25 protein-coding genes and 1 pseudogene are annotated in these 24,887 nt (G+C 53.6%); 15 read left to right on the plus strand and 11 right to left on the minus strand.

Features of this window, described 5'->3' with window-relative positions; genetic code table 11:
* Positions 1 to 26: 26 nt before the first annotated feature.
* Positions 27 to 674 carry a tellurite resistance TerB family protein gene (locus UR504_RS11355; RefSeq protein ID WP_111964812.1) on the plus strand — a complete coding sequence of 216 codons (648 nt, stop codon included), beginning with the start codon at positions 27 to 29 and terminating at the stop codon, positions 672 to 674.
* Between the two features lie 85 nt (positions 675 to 759).
* Entirely contained in the window at positions 760 to 2,820 is a 2,061-nt protein-coding gene (gene ptrB, locus UR504_RS11360; protein ID WP_302235255.1) for an oligopeptidase B, read from the plus strand.
* On the opposite strand, the gene exoX is transcribed toward ptrB, so the two are convergent.
* The 3 genes from exoX to UR504_RS11375 form a co-directional block, all read right to left on the minus strand.
* Positions 2,817 to 3,479 (minus strand): exodeoxyribonuclease X, encoded by a 663-nt coding sequence (gene exoX / locus UR504_RS11365; RefSeq protein WP_010432611.1) that lies wholly within the window; start codon positions 3,477 to 3,479, stop codon positions 2,817 to 2,819. The genes ptrB and exoX overlap by 4 nt on opposite strands.
* Before the next feature lie 24 nt (positions 3,480 to 3,503).
* The gene (locus tag UR504_RS11370; protein ID WP_274240177.1) at positions 3,504 to 4,154 is read right to left on the minus strand and encodes a carbon-nitrogen hydrolase family protein; all 651 of its coding nucleotides are present in this window, start codon (positions 4,152 to 4,154) and stop codon (positions 3,504 to 3,506) included.
* Positions 4,155 to 4,264: 110 nt separating this feature from the next.
* On the minus strand, positions 4,265 to 4,495 hold the full coding sequence (locus UR504_RS11375) for a DNA polymerase III subunit theta (RefSeq protein ID WP_008500465.1): 231 nt from the start codon (positions 4,493 to 4,495) through the stop codon (positions 4,265 to 4,267).
* 137 nt (positions 4,496 to 4,632) lie between these two features.
* Between UR504_RS11375 and yobA the strand changes: the two genes are divergently transcribed.
* From yobA to UR504_RS11390, 3 genes are read left to right on the plus strand one after another with little or no spacing between them, the layout of a single operon-like run.
* Positions 4,633 to 5,004, plus strand: a complete 372-nt coding sequence (gene yobA, locus UR504_RS11380) for a CopC domain-containing protein YobA (RefSeq protein ID WP_115875680.1) — start codon at positions 4,633 to 4,635, stop codon at positions 5,002 to 5,004.
* Position 5,005: 1 nt separating this feature from the next.
* Complete coding sequence (gene copD / locus UR504_RS11385; RefSeq protein WP_127731440.1) at positions 5,006 to 5,875, plus strand: copper homeostasis membrane protein CopD; 870 nt, start codon at positions 5,006 to 5,008, stop codon at positions 5,873 to 5,875.
* Between the two features lie 16 nt (positions 5,876 to 5,891).
* Positions 5,892 to 6,230: a YebY family protein gene (locus tag UR504_RS11390; protein WP_111964807.1), complete on the plus strand. Its 339-nt coding sequence runs from the start codon at positions 5,892 to 5,894 to the stop codon at positions 6,228 to 6,230.
* 440 nt (positions 6,231 to 6,670) lie between these two features.
* Here UR504_RS11390 and UR504_RS11395 read toward each other — a convergent pair whose 3' ends face one another.
* A complete protein-coding gene (locus UR504_RS11395) occupies positions 6,671 to 7,567 on the minus strand; it encodes a benzoate transporter (RefSeq protein WP_302235257.1) in 897 nt (298 codons plus the stop codon).
* A gap of 173 nt (positions 7,568 to 7,740) precedes the next feature.
* The gene (locus tag UR504_RS11400) at positions 7,741 to 8,682 is read right to left on the minus strand and encodes a VirK/YbjX family protein (RefSeq protein WP_133294682.1); all 942 of its coding nucleotides are present in this window, start codon (positions 8,680 to 8,682) and stop codon (positions 7,741 to 7,743) included.
* 166 nt (positions 8,683 to 8,848) lie between these two features.
* Between UR504_RS11400 and pphA the strand changes: the two genes are divergently transcribed.
* Positions 8,849 to 9,493, plus strand: a complete 645-nt coding sequence (pphA, locus tag UR504_RS11405) for a protein-serine/threonine phosphatase (RefSeq protein WP_271369296.1) — start codon at positions 8,849 to 8,851, stop codon at positions 9,491 to 9,493.
* 34 nt (positions 9,494 to 9,527) lie between these two features.
* Here pphA and UR504_RS11410 read toward each other — a convergent pair whose 3' ends face one another.
* The 4 genes from UR504_RS11410 to yebS all read right to left on the minus strand — a co-directional run bounded on the left by UR504_RS11410 (position 9,528) and on the right by yebS (position 15,280).
* Complete coding sequence (locus tag UR504_RS11410) at positions 9,528 to 9,767, minus strand: YebV family protein (RefSeq protein ID WP_008500472.1); 240 nt, start codon at positions 9,765 to 9,767, stop codon at positions 9,528 to 9,530.
* 107 nt (positions 9,768 to 9,874) lie between these two features.
* Positions 9,875 to 11,317, minus strand: coding sequence for a 16S rRNA (cytosine(1407)-C(5))-methyltransferase RsmF (gene rsmF / locus UR504_RS11415; protein WP_414464878.1), 1,443 nt, complete (start codon positions 11,315 to 11,317; stop codon positions 9,875 to 9,877).
* 77 nt (positions 11,318 to 11,394) lie between these two features.
* Entirely contained in the window at positions 11,395 to 14,028 is a 2,634-nt protein-coding gene (locus UR504_RS11420) for a PqiB family protein (protein WP_302235259.1), read from the minus strand.
* On the minus strand, positions 13,997 to 15,280 hold the full coding sequence (gene yebS, locus UR504_RS11425) for a membrane integrity lipid transport subunit YebS (protein WP_045908227.1): 1,284 nt from the start codon (positions 15,278 to 15,280) through the stop codon (positions 13,997 to 13,999). The genes UR504_RS11420 and yebS overlap by 32 nt, the downstream gene beginning before the upstream one ends.
* 132 nt (positions 15,281 to 15,412) lie before the next feature.
* On the opposite strand from yebS, the gene UR504_RS11430 reads away from it, so the two are divergent.
* From UR504_RS11430 to htpX, 4 genes are all read left to right on the plus strand, one after another.
* Positions 15,413 to 15,910 (plus strand): GAF domain-containing protein, encoded by a 498-nt coding sequence (locus UR504_RS11430; protein ID WP_008500476.1) that lies wholly within the window; start codon positions 15,413 to 15,415, stop codon positions 15,908 to 15,910.
* Positions 15,911 to 16,006: 96 nt separating this feature from the next.
* Complete coding sequence (gene proQ / locus UR504_RS11435; protein ID WP_028018656.1) at positions 16,007 to 16,693, plus strand: RNA chaperone ProQ; 687 nt, start codon at positions 16,007 to 16,009, stop codon at positions 16,691 to 16,693.
* Positions 16,694 to 16,712: 19 nt separating this feature from the next.
* On the plus strand, positions 16,713 to 18,761 hold the full coding sequence (gene prc, locus UR504_RS11440; protein WP_320739701.1) for a carboxy terminal-processing peptidase: 2,049 nt from the start codon (positions 16,713 to 16,715) through the stop codon (positions 18,759 to 18,761).
* A 193-nt stretch (positions 18,762 to 18,954) separates the two neighbouring features.
* Positions 18,955 to 19,836: a protease HtpX gene (gene htpX, locus UR504_RS11445; RefSeq protein ID WP_014884290.1), complete on the plus strand. Its 882-nt coding sequence runs from the start codon at positions 18,955 to 18,957 to the stop codon at positions 19,834 to 19,836.
* Between the two features lie 50 nt (positions 19,837 to 19,886).
* Here the strand turns inward: htpX and UR504_RS11450 are convergent, their stop codons facing one another.
* Positions 19,887 to 21,260 (minus strand): MFS transporter, encoded by a 1,374-nt coding sequence (locus UR504_RS11450; protein ID WP_302235263.1) that lies wholly within the window; start codon positions 21,258 to 21,260, stop codon positions 19,887 to 19,889.
* 179 nt (positions 21,261 to 21,439) lie between these two features.
* Between UR504_RS11450 and kdgR the strand changes: the two genes are divergently transcribed.
* The gene (gene kdgR / locus UR504_RS11455) at positions 21,440 to 22,231 is read left to right on the plus strand and encodes a DNA-binding transcriptional regulator KdgR (RefSeq protein ID WP_111964800.1); all 792 of its coding nucleotides are present in this window, start codon (positions 21,440 to 21,442) and stop codon (positions 22,229 to 22,231) included.
* Between the two features lie 63 nt (positions 22,232 to 22,294).
* On the opposite strand, the gene UR504_RS11460 is transcribed toward kdgR, so the two are convergent.
* Positions 22,295 to 22,534 (minus strand): YobH family protein, encoded by a 240-nt coding sequence (locus tag UR504_RS11460; protein WP_111964799.1) that lies wholly within the window; start codon positions 22,532 to 22,534, stop codon positions 22,295 to 22,297.
* A gap of 161 nt (positions 22,535 to 22,695) precedes the next feature.
* On the opposite strand from UR504_RS11460, the gene mgrB reads away from it, so the two are divergent.
* From mgrB to UR504_RS11480, 4 genes and pseudogenes are all read left to right on the plus strand, one after another.
* Positions 22,696 to 22,839, plus strand: coding sequence for a PhoP/PhoQ regulator MgrB (gene mgrB / locus UR504_RS11465; RefSeq protein ID WP_013096124.1), 144 nt, complete (start codon positions 22,696 to 22,698; stop codon positions 22,837 to 22,839).
* Positions 22,840 to 22,913: 74 nt separating this feature from the next.
* Entirely contained in the window at positions 22,914 to 23,204 is a 291-nt protein-coding gene (locus UR504_RS11470; RefSeq protein ID WP_111964798.1) for a YebO family protein, read from the plus strand.
* A 23-nt stretch (positions 23,205 to 23,227) separates the two neighbouring features.
* A complete protein-coding gene (locus UR504_RS11475; protein WP_302235267.1) occupies positions 23,228 to 24,217 on the plus strand; it encodes an MBL fold metallo-hydrolase in 990 nt (329 codons plus the stop codon).
* 525 nt (positions 24,218 to 24,742) lie between these two features.
* Positions 24,743 to 24,887: pseudogene (locus tag UR504_RS11480) on the plus strand (DUF2627 domain-containing protein).

The following is a 24,887-nucleotide window of genomic DNA, read 5'->3' on the forward strand; positions in this document are numbered from 1 at the left end:
ATGTTCACCGTTAAGTGAGGGAAACTATGTCTGGCTGGCTAAATCAATTGCAATCCCTGTTAGGGCAGAAAACATCGTCTGGCGAGCGGGACCTGAGCAAACTGCTGGTACCCGGGGCGCTCGGCGGGCTGGCAGGCCTGCTGGTCGCGAATAAATCCTCGCGCAAGCTGCTGGCTAAGTATGGGACAGGCGCGCTGCTCGCCGGTGGGGGCGCCATTGCGGGTACCGTCCTGTGGAACAAATACAAGGACAGGGTTAGGACCGCGCACAGCGATGAACCGCATTACGGCGAGCACACCTCGCCGCTGGATCTGCGTACCGAACGGCTGATCCTGGCGCTGGTCTTTGCCGCGAAAAGTGACGGACATATCGACGATAAGGAACGACTGGCGATCGAGCAGCAGCTGCGTGAAGCCGGCGTTGAAGAGAAGGGCAGAACGCTGGTGGCGCAGGCCATCGAACAGCCTCTGGAGCCGCAGCGTCTGGCGCAAAGCGTGAAAAATGAGGAAGAGGCGCTTGAACTCTATTTCCTCAGCTGTGCCGCCATCGATATCGATCACTTTATGGAGCGGAGCTACCTTAACGCCCTGGGTGATGCGTTAAAGATCCCACAAGACGTGCGCGAAGGCATTGAGCGGGATATCCGGGAACAAAAACAGGCGTTACAGGGATAGTTCTCGCCGTTGCGACCCTGTTTCGCTTGCATCATGCGTGGGTTTTGCCAACCTTATAGGGTGTAAAACGAAAAAGAATGATGACATGCCACCGAAAGCCCGACGTATACCTTATGCGATCACCACGCATGGCGATACGCGTATAGACAATTATTACTGGCTACGGGACGATTCGCGCTCCCGGCCAGATGTGCTCGACTACCTGCACGAGGAAAACGACTATGGCCGCAAGGTCATGTCCAGCCAGCAGACGCTTCAGGACCAGCTGCTGAATGAAATGGTGCAGCGTATTCCTCAGCGCGATATCTCCGCGCCCTGGACCAAAAACGGCTATCGCTATCGCCATATTTACGAGCCCGGCAATGAGTATCCCATCTATCAGCGTCAGTCGGTGTTAAGCGCCGAATGGGACGAGTGGGATATTCTGCTGGATGCCAACCAGCGCGCTGCACACAGCGAGTTTTATACCCTGGGCGGCATGTCCATTTCGCCGGATAACGCGGTGATGGCGCTGGCGGAGGATTATCTCTCCCGCCGCCAGTACGGCCTGCGGTTTCGCAATCTGGAGAGCGGCAACTGGTATCCGGAAATGCTGGAAAACGTCTCCCCGGATTTTGTCTGGGCGAATGATTCCGAGACGGTTTACTACGTCAAAAAGCACGCCTCGACGCTACTGCCTTATCAGGTATGGCGGCACACCGTGGGAACGGACTCCGCTGACGACGAGCTGGTTTATGAAGAGAAAGACGAAACGTTCTATGTCAGCCTGCATAAAACCTCCTCGCGCCACTATGTGATTATCTTCCTTGCCAGCGCGACGACGTCGGAAGTTCTGCTGCTGGATGCCGAACTGCCTGACGCCCAGCCGCTCTGTTTCCTGCCGCGCCGCAAGGATCACGAGTACAGCCTGGATCACTTCCAGCACAGCTTTTATCTGCGCTCCAATCGTGAGGGCAAAAACTTTGGTCTCTATAAAACCAAAGTGCGCGATGAGCGCAAGTGGGAGGTGCTTATTCCCGCGCGGGATCAGGTGATGCTGGAAGGGTTCACCCTGTTTACCGACTGGCTGGTGGTGGAGGAGCGCCAGCGCGGGCTGACCAGTATCCGGCAAATCAACCGCAAAACGCGTGAAGTGGTGGGGATTGCGTTCGACGACCCGGCCTATGTGACGTGGATTGGATTCAATCCCGAACCCGAATCATCGCGGCTGCGCTACGGCTACTCGTCCATGACCACACCGGACACCCTGTTTGAGCTGGACATGGATACCGGACAGCGCCAGGTGATTAAACAGACCGAGGTTAAAGGGTTTGAGTCCGAAAACTACCGCAGCGAGCACCTGTGGGTCACCGCCCGGGATGGCGTTGAGGTCCCCGTCTCGCTCGTCTATCACCAAGCCCATTTCCAGAAAGGCAAAAACCCGATCCTGGTTTACGGCTACGGGTCGTATGGCTCAAGCATGGACGCCGATTTCAGCAGCAGCCGATTAAGCCTGCTCGATCGCGGCTTTGTTTTCGCCATAGCCCATATTCGCGGCGGCGGTGAGCTGGGCCAGCACTGGTATGAAGACGGGAAATTCCTGAAAAAGAAAAACACCTTCAATGATTATCTCGACGTCTGCGATGCGCTGATTGAGCAGGGCTATGGCGATCCGCAACTCTGCTTTGGCATGGGCGGCAGCGCGGGCGGCATGCTGATGGGGGCGGTTATCAACCAGCGTCCCGACCGCTTTAAGGGGATTGTCGCGCAGGTACCGTTTGTCGATGTGGTCACGACCATGCTCGATGAATCCATTCCTCTTACCACCGGAGAGTTTGAAGAGTGGGGAAACCCGCAGGATGAGATGTACTACCGCTATATGAAAGAGTACAGCCCGTACGACAACGTGGAGGCGAAGGCCTACCCGCACATGCTGGTCACCACCGGTTTGCATGATTCTCAGGTGCAGTACTGGGAGCCGGCAAAATGGGTGGCAAAGCTGCGGGAGCTGAAAACCGATGACAATCTGCTGCTGCTGTGTACCGATATGGACTCCGGACACGGCGGGAAATCGGGACGATTTAAATCGTACGAAGGGGTTGCCCTGGAATATGCCTTCCTGATTGGCCTGGCGCAGGACACGCTGCCAGGCCGTGCGGAGGGTTAAGCGTCGCCCAGATAATGTTTCAGCGTTAAGCGCAGTTCCGGACTCATTCTGTCGAGGTTGTTATACAGCCAGCGCAAATAGCCCGGGTCTTTATCCGCTACCTCAGACACCGGCTTCCCGCGATATTTACCAAAGGTAAATGTGGTCAGTAACGCGGGGCGTCCGGTGATCGTCGCCATATCATCCGGTGTCCAGCCTGAGATATTCATAATATCAATCAGCAACGCGGCGGTGATATAGCAGTCATACAGGGCGCGGTGATGGTGAAGCCCCTCAGGGGTACGAACGCTGAGCTTGCGGGACTTGTACAGCGCCATATTGCTGTATTTGATGCCCGGCCAGAGACGACGCGCCAGCTTCATTGTGCAAATCCATTCGCCCGGCATTTCAGGTAGCACCCGGCGGTCAAAGCTGGCGTTATGCGCGACGTACCACGGGCTACCGTAGTAGTGCGGAATGATCTCTTCAATCCAGGGCTTATCCGCCACCATCGATTCTGTAATGCGATGGATAGCCATCGCCTGGGGGCTGATGGGGCGATCGGGACGCACCAGATGGCTCATTGGGTTGACGATTTTACCATCAACCACGTCGACAGAGGCCACTTCCACAATTCCGCCCTGAAGATCGCAAGTTTCGGTATCGATGACGCGCAGCATTGAAAACTCCTGAGCTTAAAACGCCTAGCCTAAAGGAATGATATCGCCTTGCCAACCCTCTCCGCCGAGCGTGCCGGTCACCAGAAGCTCGCCCTTATCCGCGCGGACGATCAGCTGGCCTTTTTCATCCCATAGCGCGCTGCCGCCGCAGGCATTCGCCATTAGCACCGCAATAGCATATTTATGCGCGAAGCGCTGCAGGTTACTGATGGACTGCCGCCAGCGATTATCCCCCACCGACTGGCAGCTGGTAACAAGCGTTGCTCTGGGATCGAGATTGGGAGAATCGGGATGTGCATCAATGATGCTAAGGTGCTTGTTCCCCGGCACCAGGCTGGCTCCGCGCCCTTGCGGATAGCGCAAAATGCGATGGCAAGCAGGCGAAAACAGCACAAGACCTTTCTGTCTCTGCCCATCCTGTTCCAGGGGGAGTCCTGCAATAACGGTAATCTGGTAAAAATGTGCCGCGTTAAGCAGCGGCTCCAGCTGCGCGTCATCGGGTGGGGGAGGTAGCGTCGGCGCGCCAGAACCCGTTAAGGAGAGTTCAGGGAAGACCAGCAGATCGCACCCCTGCCGTGCGGCTTCGGCGATGAAGCGCAGGTGGTGCGTAACATGGTCATTCACACTCTGATGCAGCCCGCCATACTGTGCTGCCGCTATGTTCCAATGTGACATCGTGACTTCCTTATACACTGAGTCGCAGGGATTTAAGAATACACCTAAATTTATCAGGGTTTTCTTATCCTGCCAGATTCCGTGTAAGGAAGTGTAACGACTCGTTAAGCTTATTTAACTTTAGGTTCGTACGGTAAACGGGAGAGGTTAACCGAGGCGAGACGGTGGGCGATTAATCTTTCGCGAAACCAGTCGCGCAGATGGGCGGGTTGTTCCCGTTCAACGACTTCAGCCACGACAGGCATGTTGTAACGCTCTTTGAACGCGACGCCAGCGGCAGCGAGATCGACATTCACTTTATCCATCTCGTCCTGCGGAAGGGCGGCCAGATTGATCTTCATTACCTTCTCCTTTTTCTGCGGCGGCAACGTTACCGCGATTGCACGACGATGACAAGCGGAGGCAGGATGATCCTCGACTCGTTTATTATACAGCGTTATTCTTTAGCATACAGACATAACAAAAAGGAATGATTGCGATGGGTTTCTCCGCCTCCCGCGCAGTATGCGCACTGGTTTTTGTGGCCTCGACAATGATGGCGCCCTCCGCGCTGGCACATGCACATCTTAAACAGCAGAGCCCGGCAGCGGACAGCGTGGTGAGCGCTCCGCAGGCACTTACGCTGAATTTTTCAGAAGGCATCGAACCGGGGTTTAGCGGTGTGGTGGTAACGGATGCGCAAAAGCAGGTCATCAAAACGGGAACCGCCACGCGCGACGAAAAGAACAAGGCGCAACTCACCGTTCCGCTGGAACAAACGCTGACGTCAGGAACGTACCAGGTAGACTGGCATGTCGTCTCCGTAGACGGCCATAAAACCAAAGGCAGCTATCACTTTAGCGTGAAATAGCATGCTGGCGCTGTGTTATATCGGGTTGCGCTTTATCCATTTCGGGGCGCTGATGCTTGTTTTTGGCAACGCGCTTTACAGCGTCTGGTTTGCGCCTTCCTCTCTCCACCGCCTGATGTCCCGGCGATTTCAGCTGCAGCAGAAAGTGGCGGCCTTAATGAGCCTGGCGGCAGCGCTCCTGATGTTTATGCTTCAGGGCGGACTGATGGGTAACGGCTGGGGAGATGTGTTTGCCCCGCAGGTCTGGTACGGCGTAATGAGGACGCAGTTTGGCGGCGTCTGGCTGTGGCAAATCATACTCGCTGCGACCACGGTCGGCGCAGCATGGCTCGCACCGCTGAAAGGTTCGCGGCTGCTGTTGCTTACGATGGGCCAGCTTATCCTGCTGGCTGGGGTAGGGCACGCGGCAATGAACGACGGTCCGATGGGGGCGTTGCAGCGTCTTAATTATGCTTTTCACATGATCTGCGCCGCAACCTGGCTTGGCGGATTACTGCCTCTGCTGTTCTGCATGCGTCTGGCCAAAGGACGCTGGCAGAATGCCGCCATTTATACCATGATGCGCTTTTCGCGCGTGGGCCATTACGCCGTCGCGGGCGTGCTGCTCAGCGGAGCGATCAATGCGCTCATGATACTGGGTGTCCATATTCCCTGGCAGGCCGGTTACGTACAGTTTTTGTTGTTCAAATGTGCGCTGGTGGCGTTGATGGTGGTAATTGCGCTGGCAAATCGGTATTTTCTGGTGCCACGGTTTCGTCCGGAGAGCGGGCGAGCACAACAGATTTTTATCAGGATGACGCAGGCAGAAGTGGTGCTGGGAGCGCTGGTGCTGGCAACGGTCAGTCTGTTCGCCACCTGGGAACCCTTCTGATAAGGTTAAATATCATATGAAAAAGACAGTACTTTCTCTCATCTTGCTGGCCTGTACGGGGAGCGCGCTTGCCGCACCGCAGGTTATCACCGTCAGCCGTTTTGAAGTGGGTAAGGACAAATGGGCTTTCAATCGCGAAGAGGTGATGCTGACCTGCCGTCCGGGCCATGCGCTGTATGCGATCAACCCGAGCACGCTGGTGCAATATCCGCTGAATGATATCGCAGAGCAGCAGGTAGCCAGCGGTAAAAGCAGCGGCCAGCCGATTAGCATTATTCAGATCGATGACCCGTCGCATCCGGGACAAAAAATGAGTCTGGCACCGTTTATCGAGCGCGCCGACAAGCTCTGCTAACGTTCGGGTTTCCAATAAAAAACCGCAGATGCTTGCGAAAGCACTGCGGTTTTTCACATTTAATGATGCTCTGGCGCTTTTTTTCCGACCGCTTTAGCTGTGGACTGGAAAACCTGGCGTCGTCATCTATTCTTAAAAGGCAAGGCGACTTAGCCTGCATTAATGCCAACTTTTAGCGCACGGCTCTCTCCCAAGAGCCATTTCCCTGGACCGAATACAGGAATCGTATTCGGTCTCTTTTTATCTGTATGTTTTTCAAAGCATTGTTCGGTACTGACTCGACATCACCCGAAACTTTCTCGAACTTTCCATATCCTGTCTAAACCATAACATACTCAGGACCGCGTGCGTCCAGGGTTTTTTGGGATCTTTGTTAAAATTTTGTGGCCGAGCGACCGCTGAGCAAACGCCTTCTGACGTGCGAAAGGGCAACCCGTAAGTTAAATAATGAACGCGCTGAATTTGTCTTTGTGTTGGACAATGTACTCAGGGAAGTTTTCAACCGTTAGCTCTTGCCTGATTAACGTCCTGTCCCGCCCCCAGATATCTTCCGCGTTTTTAATGACCTTCATGATGTGTTCCGGGTTGTTAAACTCAGGGAGATCGTATTCAGTATGGGAAATGGTCGACATTTTTTCTGAGATGCGCTCGGGTGTCATCACCCATGAGAAATGCCAGCCACCATTTTCAATGATGCGGTTGTTAATCTTGAACCAGTTCCACTTTAGCCAGGACCAGTTTTTAACACTTCGGGTGCGTTTAAGATTCCTGAATGATTCAGGTTCACCGCCAAAGAAGTTAACGAGATTTTTATACTGGGTGGCTCTCGGTAATTTACATTTTCTTGGCGTGTTATCTGTATTAAAAACCTGCAGGTTAAACTGATAATTATAAAAATTCTGATAAATAGTAGTGCAGAGCTTTTTGGGGTTTATCGATGCTACTACCTGAGGTGAAAATATCTCGTCCACATCGGAAACTAAAATCAAATCATCATCGTTGGCATGGGACAAACCCTGCATGATGGCATTCCTCTGCGCGGCTTCATTTGCCCACGCATCCACTACCATTCCCTCTGGCAAACCCGGGATCACCTCTCGGGCCGGATGTGATTCTTCAGCGGCTTTCGTAATCGGTTCTTTATCATGCACAACGTAGATAATTTTATCTTTAAACTGACTGTATTTATTAATGTCAAAATGCAGCTGCCTCTTTTTACCGGTAAAGGTATGCGTTGACTCAACGATAACGAAGCGATCGACAACGTCCGCTAGCGTGTTCAGCCTGATTTCGAGAAGCATATCTTCGTCGTAATATAAGAAGCAGTCATAGATCATTACCGAAGTCCCTCATTTTTGCGCCCACATTGCGCTTTTCCCAACGCATTCGCCGGTATCATTTCGCGCAATGCTAACTGAGCGCACTCGCCCTGCGCAATAGTACACTGCTTTATTATTCATCCTATAAATAGATTGCATCCACTATGCAGTGAGCGAAGACGCCAGCCAGGCTAAAAGTGGGACTTAACGGATACCTCTATTTCATCAAGCAGCTCAAAGCGGCGGCGGTATTCGGCACGTTTTTTACTGGCGATCTCTTCAAGCGATTTACGCTCCATCTGTAGCGGCAGCTGCCAGCAGAAGGCCGAGAGCTTTTTACCGTCCAGCGATGCCCAAAATTCATCGTAGCTGGCATGGAAATGGCGACCTTTACTCAGGCGATACCGCAACGCGCGGAAAACGTGACCCTCATCGCTGACGGCAAAAATCGCCCGGACGGATGACTGCGCAGCCAGCTGGAAGAGGACTTCCATCAACACCCGTTTGGGGAAAAGACCATGACAGGCGCGGGTGGCCTGTTTAATGACGTCTCGCGATACGCAGCGACGGGGTCCCTGAAGCCCGCCAATCACCATGACTTGCTGACCATTGCTGCGCGCGACGCTAAAGGTCAGGCTGGCCAGCAGCGTGTCCTCGTTGTCGCGTAGCCACAGCGTGCTTTCGCCTTCGCGCTCGGCTTTCCCCGCAGAGGAAGCATTGACCGTATAGGTTACACCGTCTTTTGCATGGAACTGCGCAACGGCTTGTTCCTGCGGGCTGGTCAGGGCCTGGGCGAGACCGCTCTCTTTCAGGCTGTCAATCCAGTAATAATGGTTAACGATAGCGTCGGCGCGATCGTTAGCCGTCAGGCCGCGCATCAGGTACTGCCGGTGGGTCTTGCTCGGCAATGTAATTTGAGAGGCCAGCAGCCTGTCAAAATCGTCGCGACCCGAAAGGGTTTCCAGCATGCGATGTGTAGAAGACCAGAACACCAGCGAACGTAACAGGAACTTCAGGCGATATTCGCGTTTGCGCCAGATCGGCCCCGGAACGCGTTTGCCGTTCACCAGCTCGGAAATAATATTTGTGCGATGCGGATAGAAAACATCGTTATGCAGGTGCGTATTAGACACGTGAAGACCCCTCTTTTTTTCTGCCCTTATTCTAAAGAGCCAGGAAAAGGGGATTAATAGCGCGAGGATCTTTATTTCTGTTTGGTTTACTGTTTGTTTGATTTCGTGATGACCACGCCTGTCCGTCGACTTTTCTGCGGCAGCTATACTGTTTAAAGGAGGTGCTATGTATCAGCGAATTGAAGGTGGAATGTGGCGTCACGTCTGGGTTGTCAGCGATATACACGGTTGCTACCAATGGCTTATGGATGAACTTAAACGCCGTCATTTTAATCCGTATGAGGATTTACTTATTTCTGTCGGGGATATGATCGATCGTGGCCCTGATAGCGTTAAATGCCTGCAGTTAATTAATGAAAAATGGTTTCGTGCCGTGCGGGGAAACCATGAGCAAATGGCGCTCGACGGTCTGGATAATAACGATTTTTCTCTCTGGATGATGAATGGCGGAATGTGGTTTTCGCATCTTGAACGCGATCGGCAACAGCTTGCGCTGTCGTTGCTTGACGCCTGTCGCGACTTACCTCATATCATCGAGATAACCTGTGCGAACGGTCTTAATGTGATTGCCCATGCTGATTATCCGGCCGCGGAATACCGCTGGCAAAAACCGGTCAGTGACCAGCGCATCTTATGGAACCGCGATCGGTTGATGGGGTTTATGGTGGGTAAAGGAGAGGGCATCAGCGGCGCGGATCATTTCTGGTTCGGACATACGCCCGTCGACAGAAGGTATGATTTTGACAATCTCCACTACATTGATACGGGTGCCGTATTTGACGGTTACTTTACGCTGGCGCAGCTGCAGTAATAAATAACCCGCCTTCGGGCGGGTTCTCTTTAGGTCAGGCAAGACGCATGACCCAGGCATCGGTTTTACTATCGTAATGCTCACGGTAAAGGACTGAATGTTCGCCATCAAGTATTGCCGGGACGCTGGTGTCTGCATCCCATGCATCAAGCTGCATGCACAAATCCGGGTCGGATTTGCAGGGAATACTTAACGTTCGATCGCCTTGTGCTTCGCCGCGCAGCTCTGCGTCGTCGATCTCAAAAGCGCCAATACGCACGCTGGTTTTCGTCATAGTGCTCTCCGGGTCGGTTGTCAAAAATCTGGTATGACCAGTGTGGCCACCCATTTTTGATCGTAGACAAAGAGAGCAAAATCGCCAGTAAAAAAATGCGCTTTTTATCAATCCGTGCGATCGTTACCGGTAAACAGCCGACCGTCCCGAACCAGCTCGCGTGGATAGCTGTTTTTCAGCCTTGAGCCGACCTTTTTTGCCAGGCCCAGCGGGTATCCCTGATACGTTACAATCACTTCATCGCCTGATGGCGTGCTCTCCGGATAGACATCGCGACCACGGTACCACTCTTCGGCTTCCTGATGCGTCAGGGCAAAGGTATTGTCGCGTCCGGCAAGGGCGATTACGGCCTCATGCTGCCAGCGATACCCTTTATTATGCACTTCCGCCAGGCGGATCCCGATTCGGGAAAAACGGACCTTTCCGATGAGCGGCTCGATCTGTGCCGGGAACAGCCATATCTCTTTATCACGCATCCAGGGGCGCAGGCTCTCATCCCAGACCAGTCCCGCTTTTTTAGCGGCGGCTTCAAGCTGTGCCGTTTCTCGACCTTTAAGGGGGGCAAACGGGAAGTTACCGACCTTGAATTTAGGTGCGGGCAGGGGAGCCACCGCCTGCGTTTTACGCAGACGCGCCACAAAGAACCCTTCGCAGTCGTAAATCTGCGGGAAAACATGGAGGAATCCCTCCGGGGTGACAGCCTCCTGTGCTGAGGCGAACAGATCGTCGAGCGGCAGAAACTCGACTGCATCCGGATATTGCGCTTGCAGCCACAGGCAGACATCTTCGTTCTCATCGCGGTTTAAGGTGCACGTCGAATAAACCAGCGTGCCGCCGGGGCGCAGGGCATGGAATGCGCTGTCGATCAGCTCTCGCTGCGTGGCCGCGATCTCAAGGTTGCTCTCAACTGACCAGTTTTTTAACGCATCGGGATCTTTACGCACCACCCCTTCGCCTGAGCAGGGGGCGTCCAGCAGAATGGCGTCGAAGGCTTCCGGCAGGGCGGCGCCAAACACGCGTCCGTCGAAGTGCGTCAGGGCAACATTATGAATACCGCAGCGGCTGATGTTGGCATGCAACACCTTCACGCGGCTGGCGGAAAACTCGTTGGCGAGGATCGCCCCTTGATTACCCATACGGGCGGCAATTTGGGTGGTTTTTGAGCCGGGCGCGGCGGCAACATCCATTACGCGCTCTGGCGAATTGCCATCGGCAAACAGGGCGGCAACCGGCAGCATCGAGCTGGCTTCCTGAATATAGAACAGACCGCTCAGATGTTCAGCGGTACTGCCCAGCGGTAGTGAAGCTTCGTCATCGCGTTCTATCCAGAACCCCTCAGCGCACCACGGTACCGGCGTAAGCTGCCAGCCGTACGGAGCGACCAGCGCCAGAAAATCATCAACGCTGATTTTCAGCGTGTTGACGCGAATACTCCGGCGTAACGGACGCTGGCAGGCGGCGATAAAATCGTCTAACGACAGGTGAGAAGGAAGCGCCTCGCGCATCTGCGCCAGGAATTGTTCAGGAAGAAATACGGAGTTTTGAGCCACGGGCACACCACAGGGAAAAATTCAGGTGCGCAGTGTAGCATAAAGGCTCCGGTGCGTTGACACCGGAGCCTGTCAGATTAACGCGGCAGGGCGGTTCCCCATTCGCGCCACTCTTTTGGTTCGCTCTCGAGCAGCAGGAAGTGTTTACCCGGCTGCGCTTTTGGCGCCAGCGGCGTTCCCGGCGGCGTGGCAAACGCGATACCGCCGCGAATGAACTGGTTGAAGGTGCCGGTTTTCACCACGCCTCCCGTCAGGCCAAAGTCCAGCGAATAGCCGGATGCCAGCCAGAATACCGAGTTATTTCGAACCAGGTGCTGGTAACGTTCGCTAATACGTAATGCCACCATCACGCGGTCGGAGAGCGTACCGAGCGTCAGGCCCGTGACCGTACCCACTTCAATACCGCGGAATAGTACCGGAGTGCCGATGTTCAGCGAGCCCGCTTCCGGCACTTCCACCACGATGCTCAGGCCGCCAAGGTAGCGCGAGTCGGTGATCGTGGCTTCCTGCAGCTCGAAATCACGGCGGGCATTGCCCTGGCCTGGCTCAACGTTGATGTACGGCTGCAAAATGGTGTCGAGGTGCTCAACGCCAGCGGCCGAGATCTGCGGCGTGACCACCGAGAAGCGCGAGCCGGTGCGGGCGAAGGTCTGCACATATTCCGGGTAGAGCACGGCGGTGGCCTGCACCTCGTTGCGCGAGGTGATCAGCGTCAGCTTCTGGATCTGCCCGATATCAATGCCCAGATAGCGGATTGGCATGCCTTCCGCCAGCTTGCCGGCATCAAAGGCGTGCAGGGTAATCTGCCCACCCACCGCGCGGGCGGCGGTCTCGGATGGGAAGAGAATACGCTTATCGCCTTTACGCAGATTCGCGCCCGCACCGCTGAGGTTATCGAAGCTAATCGCCCCCCGCAGCGCGCGTGACAGCGGAGAGGCCTGTACGGTTAGCCCGTTACCGTTAAGCTGAACTTTCGCGCCGCCTTCGGCCCAGAAGACGCTGTTTGGCGTCAGCAGCTTGCGGTACTCCGGCTTGATGTGCAGTTCGATATCGAACGCGTCCGCACGCGGGCGAACGGTGATCACTTCCCCGACTTCAAACTTGCGATACAGCACCACGGAACCCGCCTGTACGTCCGGCAGCGTCTCGGCGCTTAAGGTCAGCGTGGTGGTAGGAAGATCGCTCAGGCTGTTTTCAACCGCTTTCTCCAGGTTGGCATACAGCGGATAGCTGTCGCGCACGGGGCCTTTATTCCCTGGCAAAATGCGGATACCGCCGTTAACCCATTCGCTGGCGCTGGCGCCGAGGAACTCCACGCCGTCCAGACCCACCTTCACATCGACGCGACTGTTCACCACGAATTTGCTGTCGCCATGCACCAGGTCGCTGTATTGCGGATCGATAGCGACCGAGAAAGTCACGCCATTCGCGGAGAGCTTACGCTCCAGCACCTGACCAACCTGCACGCCGTGTAAAATTAACGGCTGTCCGGCTTCGATACCGTAACTTTCTGGCGCATTCAGCGTGACCGTCACTACGCCCGGCTTTTGCAGCAGGGCTTTATCAGCCGGGGCAATCACGAAGCTATTGCTGGGTTCACCTTCGCCGGGGATGAGCTCAAACGTATTGCCGGTCAACAGCGTGCTGAGGCTGGCATCGTTCAGAGAGAGCTTTGGACTGCGCATTTCGATACGCGTTTTCTCGCGCAGGAGATCGACCACGCTCGGGTCGACCGTCATTTCGCCGGTGACCGAGCCGCCCGGGTTGAGGGTCATTTTGGTGAGCTGACCAACCTGCAATCCCTGATACATCAGCGGTGTTGAACCCGCTTTTAGCCCTTTAGCATCGGGCAGGGCGAGTTTGACGATCACGCCGCGCTGGCTGTGCGCCAGGTCAGCGTACAATCCAAATGAATCATCAGCGGTGGCAGGGCTTGAGTTTTCCGGCGAGTCAAAGGCAATGGCACCATTAACCAGCGCGGCCAGACTCTCCAGCTTCACTTTCGCACCGCTCAGGCTGAGATCCGCGTCCACGCCGGACACGTTCCAGAAGCGGCTGCCTTTTTTCACCAGATTGGTGAAGCGACGCTCGATCAGCACGTCAATGGTGACGCCCTGTTTATTTGGGTTGATCGCGTAATCGTACACACGGCCAACCGGGATTTTGCGGAAATAGACCAGTGAGCCACTGTTCAGAGAACCGAGATCCGGCGCCTGCAGATGGATCATTAAATCGCCGTTATTGAGGCGGTACTTCGGCTGTGTATCCAGGGCAACAAAGTGATCCCGCGGCTCTCCTTTACCCGGCATCATGCCAATATAGTTACCGCCCACGAGCGCATCCAGCCCGGACACACCGGCCAGAGAGGCTTTTGGCGTCACCAGCCAGAACTGCGTTTCACTGCGCAGGGCATCCTGCATGTCAGATTTAATACTGACCCGCACCTGAATCTTGTTCAGCCCTTTTCCAAGAGAGATGTCCTGAACCGTACCCACTTCAACCCCCTGGAAGCGAACGGGCGTTCGCCCGGCGACGATGCCGTCGGCGGTCTGGAAATCAATGGTGACGGTGCTACCGCGATCTTCATAGCTCGTCCAGATAAGCCAGCCTGCAATCATCAGGGCGATGACGGGCAGCAACCAGAATGGCGAAATGCGGCGTTTTGTTTTAATTCTCGCTTCAGTCGGCGAAGCGGGGGTTTCCTGACTCATGTGCATCCCAAAGTAAGCGGCTATCCAGCCATTCCACAGCAAGAATAGTCAATATCACCGCAGAGCCGAAATAAAAAGCCGCGGGTCCCATTGTAAAAGCAAGTAACTGGTCGCGATTGATGAGAGACATCATCAGCGAAATTACGAACAAATCTAACATTGACCAGCGGCCAATCCAGGTGACGAATCGCAGAAGCAGAATGCGGGTTCGTAAGCCTTGTTCACACTTTAAGTGAATGCTGATGAGCAGGGTAATCATCACCACCACTTTGGTAAAGGGAACCAGAATACTGGCAATAAAAACGATCGCCGCCACCCCGACATTGCTGTGCGCAAGGGAGATAATCCCGGAGAGGATAGTATCCTCCTGTCGTCCGCCATTCACGTAAATGATGGAAATAGGCAGCATATTGGCGGGGATCAAAAACACCAGGGAGGCGATCAGCGCCGCCCAGCATTTTTGCAGGCTGTTGTTTCGACGCAGCCTTAATGGAATGTGGCACCGCGGGCAGCGTCCGCGCGGGTCGGGTAACCCGGTATAGTGGCAACCCAGACAGACGCGCAGATTTTCATCGGGACGGGTGGCGGGGCGCTGCGGGTAAAATCGCTCCCAGAGCTGCTCAACGTTCAGGTGTATCAGCGTCAGGATGCTCAGCAATACCAGACAGATGAAGGCAAAGAGTCCGATGCCGGGCTGCAAAAAGGCATAGTCCTGTACCTTTATTGACGCAACGCCCACGCCGACCAGATAAATATCCAGCATCACCCACTCTTTGAGTTTATCCAGCATCAGCAGCACCGGGCGAAGGTTCATGCCGAGAATATTGCCAAACCAAAGATAGGCAATGGCGGCGACCAGCACCAGCGGCGCGCCAACGGTGCAGAACAGCACCATGGCGGCGGTGATGGGATCGCCCTGACGGGTCATCTGCCAGATACCCTGCAGCACGTTGGCGTCAATGCGCACGCCAAGCAGGTAGAGTTTCAGCAGCGGTTCGCTCCAGGCGAAGGGCATCAACAACAGCATGGTGACGGCCATGGCGGCGAGGCGGGTCAACGACCAGTCGCGACCATCGCGAATTTTAGCGTCGCAGCGAGGACAAAAGGCACTTTGGTGCGATTTCATCTTCGGCAACATAAAAAGCGTATCGCACTGGGGGCAACGCTGATAATGTGCACGAGGCAAAGCTTCGCTTACCGTATGGACAGTTATCTTTCTCGTCGGCGTAATTTTGGTTGTTTTTAAGGCCATCAGCTGCGCACAAATAAGTATTGTTGAAAGTTATAATAACTCATGAACGGATTCATCTTGAGCATGAGCGCATTTAATGCTTATTTTAATAGGCTATGCGGTAAATTTGTAAGACAACTAAGTGATTGAATAATGAACAAAACAGAATTCTACGCGGATCTGAACCGCGATTTTAAGGCATTGATGGCGGGTGAGACCAGCTTCTTAGCCACTCTGGCAAATACTAGCGCATTGCTGTTTGAACGTCTCTCTGACGTAAACTGGGCCGGCTTTTACCTTCTGGAAGGTGAAACGCTGGTGCTCGGTCCTTTCCAGGGCAAACTGGCCTGCGTGCGTATTCCGGTAGGGCGTGGCGTATGCGGCACGGCGGTGGCAGAGAATCAGGTCCAGCGTGTGGAAGATGTCCATGCGTTTGACGGACACATTGCCTGTGATGCTGCCAGTAATTCTGAAATCGTTTTGCCGCTGGTGGTCAAAAATCAGATTATTGGCGTTCTGGATATCGACAGTACGGTCTTCAGTCGCTTTACAACCGAGGACGAACAGGGGCTGCGCGAGCTGGTGGCGAATCTGGAAAACGTACTCGCTGCAACCGATTATCAAAAATTCTTTGCGAGCGTCGCAGGATAATCAACGGATAACGTAGCATTTACTGATAGCGTCATTATAATGACGCCTGTTCATGCCTGCGCTTGTTGGCAACGTCCGTTGTAATCAGGAAATTTCATGGAAAATCAACCTAAGTTGAATAGCAGTAAAGAAGTTATCGCATTTCTGGCCGAGCGTTTCCCGCAGTGCTTCAGCGCGGAAGGTGAAGCTCGTCCCCTGAAAGTCGGTATTTTTCAGGATCTGGTGGCGCGTGTTGAAGGGGAAATGAACCTCAGCAAAACTCAGCTGCGTTCCGCCTTACGTCTTTATACTTCAAGCTGGCGTTACCTGTACGGTATCAAACCAGGCGCTACCCGCGTGGACCTCGACGGCAACCCTTGCGGTGAGCTGGACGAGCAGCACGTTGAGCACGCGCGCAAGCAGCTTGAAGAAGCCAAAGCACGCGTTCAGGCACAACGTGCAGAACAGCAGGCGAAAAAACGCGAAGCCGCCGCGGCAAACGGCCAGGAAGAAGCGCCTCGTCGTGAGCGTAAACCGCGCCCTGCGCCGCGCCGTAACGATAATAACGATCGCAAACCGCGTGCAGACAAACCAGCAGCAAAAGCCCCGCGTGCCCCTCGTGAAGAGCCGCGCCATACGCCGGTTTCTGACATTAACGCCCTGAGCGTGGGTCAGGCGCTGAAGGTAAAAGCGGGTAACAATGCTATGGACGCCACCGTACTGGAAATCACCAAAGATGGCGTTCGTGTACAGCTGACTTCTGGTATGTCAATGATTGTACGCGCAGAACACTTGTTGTTCTGAAACGGAGGCCAAGCCTGGCATGAACACTTTTTTTAAGCTCACCGCGCTGGCGGGTCTGTTTGCTATAACAGGTCACGCTTTTGCAGTGGACGATATCACGCGTGTTGATCAAATTCCGGTACTCAAGGAAGAGACGCAGCACGCGACGGTGAGCGAGCGCGTGACCTCACGTTTTACCCGCTCGCACTATCGTCAGTTCGATCTCGATCAGGCCTTTTCGGCCAAAATCTTTGACCGCTATCTGAACTTGCTGGATTACAGCCATAACGTTTTGCTCGCCAGCGATGTCGAGCAGTTCGCTAAGCGCAAATCCGAGGTGGGTGACGAGTTGCGTTCAGGCAAGCTGGATCTGTTCTACGATCTCTACAACCTGTCGCAAAAGCGTCGTTTTGAACGCTATCAGTACGCGCTGAAAGTGCTGGAACGTCCAATGGACTTCACCGGCAACGACACCTTTAATCTGGATCGCAGCAAAGCGCCCTGGCCAAAAGATGAAGCCGAGTTGAATGCGCTTTGGGACGGCAAAGTTAAATACGACGAACTGAGCCTTAAGCTGACCGGCAAAGACGAAAAAGAGATCCGCGACACGCTGACGCGTCGTTATAAATTTGCTATTCGTCGTCTGGCGCAGACCAACAGCGAGGATGTTTTCTCACTCGCGATGACCGCCTTTGCGCACGAAATCGATCCGCACACCAACTACCTCTCTCCGCGCAACACTGAGCAGTTCAATACCGAAATGAGCCTGTCTCTGGAAGGTATCGGCGCGGTGCTGCAGATGGACGATGATTACACGGTGATCAATTCAATGGTCGCGGGTGGCCCGGCATCCAAAAGCAAAGCGATTAGCGTAGGCGATCGCATTGTGGGTGTTGGACAAACCGGCCAGAACATGGTCGATGTGATCGGCTGGCGTCTCGATGACGTGGTTGCGCTGATCAAAGGTCCGAAAGGCAGCAAGGTACGTCTGGAAATTCTGCCTGCCGGTAAAGGCACCAAAACCCGTATTGTTACCCTGACCCGCGAGCGTATCCGTCTGGAAGACCGCGCGGTGAAAATGTCGGTGAAAACCGTGGGTAAAGAGAAGGTAGGTGTCCTGGATATTCCTGGCTTCTACGTGGGGCTGACTGACGATGTGAAAGTTCAGCTGCAGAAGCTTGAAAAGCAGAACGTTAGCAGCATTATCATCGACTTGCGTAGTAACGGCGGCGGTGCGCTGACGGAAGCGGTTTCACTCTCTGGCCTGTTCATCCCATCTGGCCCGGTGGTTCAGGTGCGCGATAACAACGGTAAAGTGCGCGAAGATGCGGACAATGACGGTGTGGTCTACTACAAAGGCCCGCTGGTGGTTCTGGTTGACCGCTTCAGTGCCTCCGCGTCTGAGATCTTTGCCGCTGCAATGCAGGACTATGGCCGCGCGCTGATCGTCGGTGAGCCAACCTTCGGGAAAGGCACCGTTCAGCAGTACCGCTCTCTGAATCGTATTTACGATCAGATGCTGCGTCCGGAATGGCCTGCGCTGGGCTCGGTTCAGTACACCATTCAGAAATTCTACCGCGTGAACGGCGGCAGTACGCAGCGTAAGGGCGTCACGCCGGACATCATCATGCCGACTGGCACCCAGGAGACGGAAACCGGCGAGAAGTTTGAAGATAACGCGTTGCCGTGGGACAGCATCAATGCCGCGACTTACGTGAAGGCGGGTGATATGACCCAGTTTGGCCCTGAACTGCTGAAAGCGCATAACGACCGCATCGCGAAGGATCCGGAATTCCAGTACATCATGAAGGATATTGCACGATTCAATGCCCTGAAAGATAAGCGGAATATTGTTTCTCTGAATTACGCACAGCGTGAGAAAGAGAACAACGAAGACGATGCAACTCGCCTGGCGCGTATCAACGATCGCTTCAAGCGCGAAGCTAAGCCTCTGCTCAAGAAACTGGACGATCTGCCAAAAGATTACCAGGAGCCGGATCCGTATCTGGACGAGACGGTGCATATCGCTCTCGACCTGGCGAATCAGGAAAAAGAGAAACCTGCCGTACAGCCCGCTCCGGCAAAATAACCTCCTGACAGGCACAAGAAATTGTGCCTGTTTCTTTTTGTTCTGCATCCTTCCGTCAGTCAGATTTCCAATTGTGTAAAGTTGTGTCTTTCTGGTGACTTACGCCCGTCTGATGCTTGAAAATAGCCGCAATACCCATACGATGTGGGTAATCGCATAGTGCGTTTTGTTAAACTGAGGTAAAAAGAAAATTATGATGCGAATCGCGCTCTTCCTGCTCACCAACCTGGCGGTTATGGTGGTTTTCGGGCTCGTGCTAAGCCTGACAGGAATTCAGTCGAGCAGCGTTCAGGGTCTGTTGATTATGGCGCTGCTGTTTGGTTTTGGTGGCTCGTTCATCTCCCTGCTGATGTCGAAGTGGATGGCATTGAAATCGGTGGGTGGTGAGGTTATTGAACAGCCGCGTAACGATATGGAACAGTGGCTGATGAATACGGTGGCTCAGCAATCCCGTCAGGCCGGGATCGCCATGCCGCAGGTGGCGATTTACCATGCCCCGGACATCAACGCTTTTGCCACGGGCGCCCGTCGCGATGCGTCGCTGGTGGCCGTCAGCACCGGCTTGCTGCAGAACATGAGCCGTGATGAAGCCGAAGCGGTTATCGCCCACGAAATCAGCCATATCGCCAACGGTGACATGGTGACCATGACCCTGATTCAGGGCGTGGTAAACACCTTCGTAATCTTCATCTCCCGTATTCTGGCGCAGATCGCGGCAGGCTTTATGGGCGGAAACCGTGACGAAGGTGAAGAGAGCAACGGCAACCCGCTGATCTACTTCGCTGTTTCAATGGTTCTGGAACTGGTCTTTGGTATTCTGGCCAGCATCATCACCATGTGGTTCTCCCGTCACCGTGAATTCCACGCGGATGCCGGCTCGGCGAAGCTGGTTGGTCGTGAGAAGATGATTGCCGCGCTGCAGCGCCTGAAAACCAGCTATGAGCCGCAGGAAGCGAACAGCATGATGGCCTTCTGCATTAACGGTAAGTCCAAATCGCTGAGCGAGCTGTTTATGTCTCACCCGCCGCTGGATAAACGTATTGAAGCGTTGCGCAGTGGGGAATACCTGAAGTAAGGCAAAGAACCCTACTAAGCCGGGCAGGAGAACACTCCGCCCGGCTTTTTTTATGCCTGAACCCTGGGCTGGGTCACCCGCAGGCCGCTGACGATGGCGGCGAGAGAGGCAAGGGCACCTGCGGTGAGAAGCGCAATATGGTTGCCGTTTTGTCCTGCGAGGTTAAACATCAGGGCGACCAGCGCAGCTCCGCTGCTTTGCCCCAGAAGTCGAGCGGTCCCCAGCATGCCGCTGGCACCTCCGCTGCGATGACGCGGCGCGGAGGTGATAATGGTGTGATTGTTAGGGGACTGGAACAGGCCAAACCCCGCGCCACAGAGGATCATGCGCCAGATGATGTCCAGATCGGTTGGCGATGACGGCAGCAGAGCCAGCGCGAAAAGACCTGTCGCCATCACCGCCAGCCCCAAAGCGCCCAATAAACCGGCATGGACGCGTTCAATGAGGTAACCTGCCAGCGGCGCCATCACCATTGTCGCCAGCGGCCAGGGGGTTAACAGCAGGCCAGTCTCCACTTCTGAACGGCCTACCACGCTCTGCAAAAAGAAGGGCAGAGAAACCAGGGCCAGCATCTGGGCGCAGAAGGAGCAGACGGACGTGCAAATGGAGAGGGAAAAGAGGGGGATACGCAACAGGTCAACGGGCAGTAAAGGTACAGGGAGAGTGAGCTGGCGGCGAACAAAGAAGAAGCCGATCGCCAGCAGAGCGATAAGCTCCACACCGGTAAGCATCAGGGACTGTCCCTGCGCAAAGCCGCTTAACGCCGTAATCAGCAGGCCAAAGGTCAGGGCATTCATCACAGCACTCGCCACATCGAAGCGCGGCATGGTGCTTTTGGGACCGTTAGCGGGTAGAAAGCGCAGGGCAAAGAAGATGGCGACAATACCCAGCGGTACGTTAATAGCGAACAGCCATTGCCATGACGCAACGGAAAGGATCGCCGCCGCAATGGTTGGTCCGGCGGCAGAAGAGACGGCGACTATAAAAGAATTTATCCCCATGCCGCGCCCCAGATGGCGTTGCGGATAAATTAAGCGGATCAACGCCGTGTTTACGCTCATGAGCGCCGCGCCGCCAAAACCTTGCGCAATGCGGGCAAGCGTCAGGGTATGCAGTGAATCTGAAAGGGCGCATAACAACGACGTAAAGGTGAAAACCACCAGACCGCACTGATACACCCGACGGTAACCGAACATATCGCCCAGGAAAGAGAACGAGAGCAGGGAAACCACAATCGCAATCTGGTAGGCGTTAACTATCCATATCGAACTGGCGGGAGAGGCGTGCAGGTCGCTGGCGATGGTTGGCAAGGCAACGTTCGCGATTGCGCCGTCAAGGACGGCCATTGAGATACCGATAATGATGGTGGCTATCGCGCCATACCGCTGGGGTAAAGGCAGGCCATCGGAAAGGGTCTTTTCCATTAAGATTAAAAAAGCTCAGTGTGAAATTATTCTCAGGATAACTATTTTAGCATTGTTACAGCCGCGATATGTCGCAGATTTGTAACGAAGTAAACGCGGATTGATTGCAGGTGACATGACGGGAACTTATAATAAAAACCGGTTCTGATTTTTATAAAACACTCTCTATGAGGTGGTAAATGGCTATTGCGGATTTGGATAAACAGCCAGATTCTGTTTCTTCCGTGCTGAAGGTGTTTGGCATCTTACAGGCGCTGGGAGAAGAGCGTGAAATAGGTATTACAGAGTTGTCGCAGCGCGTGATGATGTCTAAAAGCACCGTATATCGCTTTTTGCAAACCATGAAGTCGCTGGGCTATGTCGCCCAGGAAGGCGAATCTGAAAAATATTCTCTGACGCTGAAGCTCTTTGAACTGGGTGCCCGCGCGCTACAAAATGTTGACCTGATCCGCAGCGCTGATATTCAGATGCGCGAAATCTCTCGTCTGACTAAAGAGACCATCCATCTCGGTGCGCTGGATGAAGACAGTATTGTTTACATCCATAAAATCGACTCCATGTACAATCTGCGCATGTATTCGCGCATTGGTCGTCGCAACCCGCTCTACAGTACCGCGATTGGTAAGGTTCTGCTGGCGTGGCGCGATCGTGAGGAAGTGAAGCAGATCCTCGAAGGGGTGGAATACAAGCAAAGTACCTCACGGACCATTACCAGCACAGACGCGCTGTTAACGGTGTTGGATCACGTACGCGAGCAGGGGTATGGCGAAGATAATGAAGAGCAGGAAGAGGGGCTGCGCTGCATCGGCGTTCCGGTGTTTGACCGCTTTGGCGTGGTGATTGCGGGCTTAAGTATCTCCTTCCCGACTTTACGCTTCTCCGAAGAGCGTTTGCATGAGTATGTGGCTATTCTGCACACTGCCGCACGTAAAATTTCTGCACAGATGGGATATCACGAATACCCGTTTTAATCCCTCTTCGTAAAAAACGCCGCATCTGATGCGGCATTTTTTTTTGCGTCATAATCAGACTGATTAGCCATTATCAATCACGACGGATGTTTTACGCAGTACAGGGCAGTGGGTTAAGCCAACGATCCCGCTGTCAGTATGCAGATACTGGGCTGTGCTCATTCCTTGTGCTGTTAAATATTTACACTGAATGCCTAACCCGGCTGCGTTTTCGGTGCTCCCCACGAGCACGCCATAGCCCGATAACAGAAGGCCAATCCAGACAAGGGCGAGTACAATAATTGTTCGAACAATAAAGCGCATCATTACCTCTTTTATCATTGTTATCGTAATGCTAGCGTAATGTGTTTACGTGATGAAACAAGTGCATGATTCTGAAAAAAAGCGTGATAGAGGCACAGTTAGTCCTTGTTTAAGATAAGCGTGATAACCTCGCTACATCAGGTTTTAAGACGGAGTGTGGAGTGAAAAAAATACGCTGGGTGATTCTGGTTATCGTGCTGATAGCGTGCGTGGTGTTATGGACGCAGACGATCAATGTGATGTGCGATCAGGATGTACAGTTTTTTAGCGGCGTTTGCGCAATCAACAAGTTTATTCCGTGGTAAGAGACATTTTTTCTCAACGTGATTTCCTTCCTTCGCGCCAGTGGTAAAATAGACGTTTTTATTGAGGTGGTGAAATGGGTGAGTTACTGAATTCAGGGCTGCTGAATATAGCATCCCTGATGATTTCTTTGGTTGTTCTGCTCGTGGGTCTGGTCATTTGGTTTTTCGTGAACCGAGCCAGCTCCCGGACTAACGAGCAGATCGAACTGCTGGAAGCGCTGCTCGATCAGCAAAAACGTCAGAATGCGCTGCTCCGTCGTTTGTGTGAGGCTAACGAACCGGAAGAGAAAGACGCGCCGAAAGACGCGGTCGTCGAAGAAAACAAAGACGAAGATGACTTTATCCGCCTGGTGGCTGAGCGTTAATCTTTTTGTCCTGGGAGGTGGCTGTGGTCTGGAAAAACCCCTGGTATGACCCCTCCCTGAAACATCATACCCCGAACGGTTTTCGTAATACCCTCCCTGTCGGACATCAACCCGGCGACATTGACCGTTGGCGTAAAGCGCGTAAAGAGGCCGGTTTACCGAAACCACCTGCGCTGGGTTATGAAGATTTTATCCAACATTGGTGGCAACCTGTAGAGCTCACGCAACCTCATGGAGATGGGGTGTGGTGGCTCGGACACGCGAGCGTGTTGCTGCAGCTGGACGGTAATATCATCCTTACCGATCCGGTGTTTTCACGGCGCGCTTCTCCGCTCCCTTTCCTGGGACCACAGCGCAAAACGCCTCCCGTACTGTCTGTCGAGCAACTTCATCAGCTTGATGCGGTCGTCATCTCCCATAATCATTACGATCATCTTGATGACACGACCATTCGCCGAATTCTCAAGCGCTTTCCCGACGTTAGTGTTTTTGTTCCCCTGGGTCTGGCCGACTGGTTTCGTCGTCGGGGAGCAAAACGCGTAGTTGAGCTTGACTGGTGGCAGAGTTTCACCTGGCAGGGGATGACGCTGACCGCCGTACCGGCACAGCACTGGAGCATGCGCACGCCATGGAACCGCAATCGTTCCTTGTGGTGCGGCTGGGTGATGGAAGGACGGCATCACCGTTTCTGGTTCAGCGGTGATACAGGCTATTCACCTGAGCTGCTGTTGATTCCTGAACGCCTGGGCCAGATAGATGTTGCCGCGTTACCGATTGGTGCCTATGCCCCACGATGGTTCATGGCTGTCCATCATATGGATCCGCAATCTGCGGTGGCATTGTGGCAGCAGCTGGGCTGTCCACTGACGTTTCCCATCCACTGGGGCGTATTTGAACTGGCAGATGAAGCGCTAGATGAACCTGTGCAGGAGTTAACTAACGCGCTCGATAATTTAGCACCAGTTAATCATTCTTTCAGGATACTGAAAATTGGTGAATATTTATCCTTATAAACGAAGCGTTAAATTGTTGCATATATTCTTGATGTAAACGCTCGCAGGAATGTTTTATTTTTATCGAAACGTTTTGCTTGCCTTCTTTTGATGCAGAGTCATAAAAATTTCATTATTTTGGTGCATAACGCTGTTTATTAACTGGTGCATTTTAATACAGACGGAAGTGGTTTTTTAACAGTGTTTTTTCTCTGAAACAATTTGGTCGCGTTACAATGATTTAAGCATAAGTTTTCACAAATTGTTCTAACTCAATCAAGACGTAAGATTTCTTTTCCCGGTTGCTGGACGGTTCGTAATGATTGAGCTATGTTAAAAAAGTCTTAGATTACAGCGGTTGTGCAAGCAATGCTGGGTCTTTGTTACGCAGCAGGGCTGTCTGTACATGATGCGCATAATTGTGCAAAACCTGACAGGCACTGTTCGAATTTGTGCGGCGGATCGAGACATGTTTAAAAATGGCTTGCCATATTAAACATAGTGTGTGATAACACGTTTTGGGTCAAACGAGGTACAGTTCTGTTTATGTGTGGCATTTTCAGTAAAGAAGTCCTGAGTAAACACGTTGTCGTTGAATACCGCTTCTCTGCCGAACCTTATATTAGTGCCTCATGCAGTAATGTCTCAGTTTTATCTCAGTTAATGCCTGCGGGCTAAGAAAACACTCTAA

The sequence above is a fragment of the Enterobacter sp. 241F3 genome (assembly GCF_034106785.1).
In the GTDB taxonomy this organism is placed as follows: Bacteria; Pseudomonadota; Gammaproteobacteria; order Enterobacterales; family Enterobacteriaceae; genus Enterobacter; species Enterobacter vonholyi.

Bases quoted from the DNA above. Each gene is read 5' to 3' on its own strand.
- UR504_RS11355 (WP_111964812.1), top strand. From the start codon at position 27: ATGTCTGGCTGGCTAAATCAATTGCAATCCCTGTTAGGGCAGAAAACA.
- ptrB (WP_302235255.1), top strand. From the start codon at position 760: ATGCCACCGAAAGCCCGACGTATACCTTATGCGATCACCACGCATGGC.
- exoX (WP_010432611.1), bottom strand. From the start codon at position 3,479: ATGCTGCGCGTCATCGATACCGAAACTTGCGATCTTCAGGGCGGAATT.
- UR504_RS11370 (WP_274240177.1), bottom strand. From the start codon at position 4,154: ATGTCACATTGGAACATAGCGGCAGCACAGTATGGCGGGCTGCATCAG.
- UR504_RS11375 (WP_008500465.1), bottom strand. From the start codon at position 4,495: ATGAAGATCAATCTGGCCGCCCTTCCGCAGGACGAGATGGATAAAGTG.
- yobA (WP_115875680.1), top strand. From the start codon at position 4,633: ATGGGTTTCTCCGCCTCCCGCGCAGTATGCGCACTGGTTTTTGTGGCC.
- copD (WP_127731440.1), top strand. From the start codon at position 5,006: ATGCTGGCGCTGTGTTATATCGGGTTGCGCTTTATCCATTTCGGGGCG.
- UR504_RS11390 (WP_111964807.1), top strand. From the start codon at position 5,892: ATGAAAAAGACAGTACTTTCTCTCATCTTGCTGGCCTGTACGGGGAGC.
- UR504_RS11395 (WP_302235257.1), bottom strand. From the start codon at position 7,567: ATGATCTATGACTGCTTCTTATATTACGACGAAGATATGCTTCTCGAA.
- pphA (WP_271369296.1), top strand. From the start codon at position 8,849: ATGTATCAGCGAATTGAAGGTGGAATGTGGCGTCACGTCTGGGTTGTC.
- UR504_RS11410 (WP_008500472.1), bottom strand. From the start codon at position 9,767: ATGACGAAAACCAGCGTGCGTATTGGCGCTTTTGAGATCGACGACGCA.
- UR504_RS11420 (WP_302235259.1), bottom strand. From the start codon at position 14,028: ATGAGTCAGGAAACCCCCGCTTCGCCGACTGAAGCGAGAATTAAAACA.
- yebS (WP_045908227.1), bottom strand. From the start codon at position 15,280: ATGGCCTTAAAAACAACCAAAATTACGCCGACGAGAAAGATAACTGTC.
- UR504_RS11430 (WP_008500476.1), top strand. From the start codon at position 15,413: ATGAACAAAACAGAATTCTACGCGGATCTGAACCGCGATTTTAAGGCA.
- proQ (WP_028018656.1), top strand. From the start codon at position 16,007: ATGGAAAATCAACCTAAGTTGAATAGCAGTAAAGAAGTTATCGCATTT.
- prc (WP_320739701.1), top strand. From the start codon at position 16,713: ATGAACACTTTTTTTAAGCTCACCGCGCTGGCGGGTCTGTTTGCTATA.
- htpX (WP_014884290.1), top strand. From the start codon at position 18,955: ATGATGCGAATCGCGCTCTTCCTGCTCACCAACCTGGCGGTTATGGTG.
- UR504_RS11450 (WP_302235263.1), bottom strand. From the start codon at position 21,260: ATGGAAAAGACCCTTTCCGATGGCCTGCCTTTACCCCAGCGGTATGGC.
- kdgR (WP_111964800.1), top strand. From the start codon at position 21,440: ATGGCTATTGCGGATTTGGATAAACAGCCAGATTCTGTTTCTTCCGTG.
- UR504_RS11460 (WP_111964799.1), bottom strand. From the start codon at position 22,534: ATGCGCTTTATTGTTCGAACAATTATTGTACTCGCCCTTGTCTGGATT.
- UR504_RS11470 (WP_111964798.1), top strand. From the start codon at position 22,914: ATGGGTGAGTTACTGAATTCAGGGCTGCTGAATATAGCATCCCTGATG.